The sequence below is a fragment of the Protofrankia sp. CiP1_Cm_nod1 genome, assembly GCF_920888515.1.
Lineage (GTDB): Bacteria > Actinomycetota > Actinomycetes > Frankiales > Frankiaceae > Protofrankia.
On sequence record NZ_CAKKTM010000412.1, the window covers coordinates 1 to 4,449 of the forward strand.

The 4,449-nt window shown below is 72.4% G+C and carries 4 protein-coding genes and 1 pseudogene; 1 reads left to right on the forward strand and 4 read right to left on the reverse strand.

The annotated features are described in order from the left end of the window. From NBX02_RS18595 to NBX02_RS18605, 3 genes and pseudogenes are all read right to left on the reverse strand, one after another. The coding region (locus NBX02_RS18595) for an AAA family ATPase (protein WP_250292413.1) at positions 1 to 1,904 on the reverse strand (1,904 nt) is incomplete at its 3' end. 398 nt (positions 1,905 to 2,302) lie between these two features. Then, positions 2,303 to 2,497, reverse strand: a complete 195-nt coding sequence (locus NBX02_RS18600; RefSeq protein ID WP_250285101.1) for a hypothetical protein — start codon at positions 2,495 to 2,497, stop codon at positions 2,303 to 2,305. 401 nt (positions 2,498 to 2,898) lie between these two features. Next, a pseudogene (locus tag NBX02_RS18605) lies at positions 2,899 to 3,162 on the reverse strand (acylphosphatase); the annotation flags it as partial. A gap of 127 nt (positions 3,163 to 3,289) precedes the next feature. Between NBX02_RS18605 and NBX02_RS18610 the strand changes: the two are divergent. Then, entirely contained in the window at positions 3,290 to 3,625 is a 336-nt protein-coding gene (locus tag NBX02_RS18610) for a hypothetical protein (RefSeq protein WP_250285099.1), read from the forward strand. A gap of 40 nt (positions 3,626 to 3,665) precedes the next feature. Here NBX02_RS18610 and NBX02_RS18615 read toward each other — a convergent pair whose 3' ends face one another. Continuing rightward, positions 3,666 to 4,397 carry a DUF2786 domain-containing protein gene (locus NBX02_RS18615; RefSeq protein ID WP_250285097.1) on the reverse strand — a complete coding sequence of 244 codons (732 nt, stop codon included), beginning with the start codon at positions 4,395 to 4,397 and terminating at the stop codon, positions 3,666 to 3,668. Positions 4,398 to 4,449 lie beyond the last annotated feature (52 nt).

Consider the following 4,449-nt stretch of genomic DNA (forward strand, 5'->3'; position numbering starts at 1 on the left):
GCGACGACCAGGGACACCCGGCCGGCGTCGACCGCCCGCAGCCACTCGAACGCGGCGGTGACGTCGCCGGCGACGGCGACGGCGACGGCGTCGGCGGCCGGGCCCAGCACGGCCGCGACGGCCACCTCCGCCCCCGGCTCGACCGACAGCCACCCGGCCAGCCGGCCGAGGATGCCGGTGGGCGGCTCGGCACGAACCCCGGCGCCCGCGGCGGCGGTGTCAGCGGTGTCAGCGGTGTCAGCGGCGGCCCGGTCCTGCCCGGCGGCGGCATCCCGGCCGATCTTCCCCTTTTTCTTTTTCCCTCTGCCGGCCTGGTCCCCTCTGCCGGCCTGGTCCCCTCTGCCGGCCTGGTCGGCGGGCGGGGGCGTCCAGGTGCCGGCGGCGGCGTCCAGCAGCGCCGCGGCGCCGTCGCGCGGGGTCAGTGACAGGGTCAGCGCCTCCCGGCGGGCCTGCCAGGACGCCCGGTCGCGTTCGGCGGAACGCTCCTGCCCGCGCAGCTCCTCCAGCCGCTCGGTGGCGCTGGCGTGCACCGCCACCGCCTCCTCGCGACGCGCGGTGAGCTCGCCGCGGGTGGTCTGGATGCGGACGAGCTCCGACTCGAGCGCGATCCGCTGGTCGCTGGTCTCCCCGCCGCGCAGCCGGGCCGCGTCCACCGCCTCGGACATCCGGACGATCTCTGTCTCGGCGCTGGCGGCCCGGGATCTGGCGGCCTCGACCCGGCCGGCCAGCCGGGCGAGGTTCTCCCGTCGGCTCGACGCCTCCCGCGCGGCCGCGACCAGCGCCTTCTCCTCCTGGACGAGCGCGGCTTCGAGCCGCGCCCGGCGGGTGACGACCTCCTCGAGGCCGTCCCGGTCGGTGTCCAGCCGGGTCAGCAGCGCGCTCTCCTGCTCCCGGACCGCGGCGGCCTCCTGCTCCATCTGCTCGGGGTCGCGACCGCTGCGTTGCTCCTCGGCACCGGCCCGCAGCAGCCGGGCCCGCTCGGCGGCCAGCGACCGGGTGCCCCGGATACGTTCCCGCAGGGACACCAGGGCATGCCAGACCTCGCCCGCGGCGGCTGCCTGCGGGGTCACCGCGGCCAGCGCCGCCTCCAGCTCCTGCTCGCGCCGCTGGCCCTCGGCGTGGGTGCGGCCCACCGTGGCCAGCCGGGCCCGCAGCGCCTCCTCGTCCCGGATGTCGGTTGCCAGGTCCCCGTGGGCCGTGACGATGTCGTCGGCGAGCAGCCGCAGCCGGGAGTCACGCAGCGACGCCTGGATGACGCCGGCCTTACGGGCGATCTCCGCCTGCCGGCCGAGGGGGCCGAGCTGACGGCGCAGCTCGGCGGACAGGTCGGTGAGCCGGGTGAGGTTGGCGGCCATCCCCTCCAGCTTGCGCAGCGCCTTCTCCTTGCGCTTGCGGTGCTTCAGGACGCCGGCCGCTTCCTCGACGAAGGCGCGGCGGTCCTCCGGGCGGGCGTGCAGGACCGCGTCGAGCTGCCCCTGCCCGACGATGACGTGCAGCTCGCGGCCGATCCCGGAGTCGCTCATGAGCTCCTGGATGTCCAACAGCCGGCAGGTGCTGCCGTTGATCGTGTATTCGCTCTCGCCGCTGCGGAACATCAGCCGGCCGACGGTGACCTCGCTGTAGTCGATCGGCAGGGCACCGTCGGTGTTGTCGATGGTCAGCAGCACCTCGGCGCGCCCCAGCGGCGGCCGCGACGGGGTGCCCGCGAAGATGACGTCGGACATGGTGCCGCCGCGCAGCGCCTTGGCCCCCTGCTCGCCGAGGACCCAGGCCATGGCGTCGACGACATTGCTCTTGCCGGAGCCGTTCGGCCCGACCACGCAGGTGATACCGGGCTCGAGGTGCAGCGTCGTCGAACTCGCGAACGACTTGAAACCCCGCAGGGTGAGGCTTTTGAGGTGCACCGGTCTCCGACAGCTGTCGCAGGGAACGGGCCGCGGACAGTTGGCCGCACGGTGTGACCGGCTGTCATGTGACCGGCTGCCGGGTCCGTCACGCGTGCCTAGGCCCGTCTCCGCCACCATGCCCGAGAGGACGATCGAGTACTCACGATACTGCGGTGCCCGGCAGTGGACGGGGGCCGGGTGCGGTGGCCCGGCAGTGGCCGGCGGGGGCCGGCAGGACCGGGGCGCGCGGACACCGGAAGGTGAATCGCATCACCGACAGAAATCGACGTAGTTCGCAACGTCACAGGCATGGCGGGAAACCTCGACGGGAGGTTTCATGAATGCCGCCGACAACACAAAGGGACGTTCCCCATGAAGAGAAACGTCCCTTGGGTCCCGCTGCGGGTCCAGGAGGATCAGGTCAGCGCGGGCTCTGCCTCGAACGCTCGGAGTTCATCCGAGACATCGACCCCTTCAAGAGCATCATTGAGAGCGCGGCTACGCGCGAGCTCGTCCTCCAGTTCTGCTACACGCGCACGAAGTCGGCGTACCTCATACGACAAACGAACATCGCTGCCAGAGCCGACGTGGCCGAAAAGGGCCTTCGCCATGATAGTGGTCCTCCACGATGAGTGACCGAGCGGGTGCGGGATGCGCTGCGGCCTGGCCGACCAGCTCAGGCAGACCACACGACGCACCAGACAATGAATCGAGGATGGCACGCCTTGCGACCGAAAGTCAAGACGATGCCATACCCCACTCGACGGCGACGGCGTTTTGTCGAGATGAGGACACCCGGGCCTGTCGGTGTGTCCGCCGGCACGACGGACACACATGTCACCGGGTTGTCATGCCATCGGCGCCGACACGGCCGGTCAGCCGGCCGATACGCGCCGATGCTGTTACCAGCCCGGTACGCACGAGCCCACTGGCATCCGGCCGCGGCCCACCCGCGCACCGGAGACGGACGATTGATGCCGGACCGGACGATTGGCCAGCGCCAACAAACGCGTCACTTACGAACAAAATTCAGCAGGTCACCCCTGGGCGGCGACCAGGAGTACGTCACCTGCGTCGTCCGACCGGGTGTGTGTCCCGCCCGCAGCATTTCCAGCAGGGTCCGGCAGGCCGCGCGCGGGCCCTCGACAATCACTTCGACCCGGCCGTCCGCGAGGTTGGTCGCGGAGCCCACCAGCCCGAGCCGACGCCCCCTCGACCGGACGTATGCGCGGAAGCCAACACCCTGCACGGTCCCCGACACCCATGCCGTGAGCCGGGCCCGAGGCTCCTCGGGCGCGCAGGCGGAGCCGCTGACGCCGGCGGACGGATCACGGCCGCCGTGATCAGCGGATCCACCGGGGACCCCACTGGGACCGCCGGGCGGAGAGGCGGGAACGTCACGCATGAAGCCGGTAGGATACCGGATCACTGTGGACACGACACATTCCCCCCGCTTCCGTCAGCCTCGGCCGCGCCGGTACCGCCGCGGCCGGGTCGCGCTGACGACGGTGTGCGCCATCGTCATCCCGTCGACGCTGCTTCTCGGCGGCTGTGGCCAGAACTTCGAGCAGGACGGCGGCGTGCTGCCGGTGCCGAAAGCCAGCACCGAAGGCCTGCGCAGCGCGGTACCTGAGCCCGCGCCCGCCGCGGCCGAGATCATCGGGCCCGGTTACGCCCCGCCCCGCACGTCAGGCCCCACCCAGACAGCGGTCCCCAACCTCCCCGGCGGCAAGTACTGACGCGCCGGCCTGCTGGCCGGCCGCAGCTGTTCCTGGCCGGTCACAGCTGTTTGCGGCGGGGCCTGTCGGCGAGGCGGTTGCCGGTGCCGATATCGGCCCGCTGCCCGGCCTGGAAGCCGGCCGGCCCACCTGAGCCGGACAGGCTGCGCGACCGCGTCGTACGCAGCCGCGGGTAGACCTCGGCGACGTGCCGGTCGACCCTCGCCGACCGGTCGGCGAGGACGAGCTCGACCGACCGGCCGCCGGCATGCCCGGACCGATGACGTTCCCTGGCCCCGGACTCGGCCGCGGTGAGCCGGTTCTGGACGGCGGCGGCGAACCCGGCCATCCAGGACCGGCGGAACGCGCGGGCGTCCTCCGCGGGCGGCACCCGGACCAGCGCGAGGGCGTGCGCCTGCTGGACCAGCAGGGACGTGTAGAGAAGCTGGGCCCGTTCCAGATCGGCCGCCATCCCGAACAGGTGCGCCGCGTGCGCGGTCGCGCCGGCCAGCGGGCTCGTCCGGTGGATCAGCCGGCAGCCGAGCGGGCCGGCGATGGCGGCCAACAGAGCGATCTTGTCCCGGGCGTAGGGATGGTCGATGCCCAGCACGACGTCCCCGGCCGCCGCCGTGGTGGGCACCGCCTCCTCCAGCAGCGCCCGGTCGATGCCGTACTGGGCGATGAGGTCCGCGGCCTTGTCGTTGTAGGACTCCCGGGCCTGTTCGGGCAGGCCCTCGGCCTCGGCCATCGCCAGCAGCTTACGGATCTTTCCCAGGGCGGCATCCGCGTCCATGACGGTTGTCGCGCTCCTTTCACCACCAGCTGTCGGCAACCGCCGCCGGACA